The following is a 340-nucleotide window of genomic DNA, read 5'->3' on the forward strand; positions in this document are numbered from 1 at the left end:
CCGTGGTTTCGTCGATCAGGATTGGAAAAAAATCCGCCGCATCATCGACACCAACATCACCGGGACCGTCTATCTCGCGCATCAACTCGGAGCCAGGATGGCACGCCGCGGCCGAGGCCGCATCCTCTTCACAGGATCGATCGCTGGTTTCATGCCCGGCACTTTCCAGGCGGTCTACAACGGCACCAAGGCATTCATCGATTCCTTCTCGATCGCACTGCGTCATGAGTTGCAGGACACAGGGGTCACAGTCACCGTGCTGATGCCCGGGGCAACGCAGACGCGGTTCTTCGAACGCGCCGAAATGATGGATACCAAGGTCGGCACCGATGAGAAGGAC

1 protein-coding gene is annotated in these 340 nt (G+C 58.8%); it reads left to right on the plus strand.

Annotation, left to right across the window (positions count from 1 at the left end; translation table 11 throughout):
- Positions 1–340, plus strand: a 340-nt coding sequence (locus EOD07_RS37290; protein WP_127238557.1) for an SDR family NAD(P)-dependent oxidoreductase, incomplete at both ends; no start/stop codon positions are given.

The organism is Mesorhizobium sp. M2C.T.Ca.TU.002.02.1.1 (assembly GCF_003997225.1).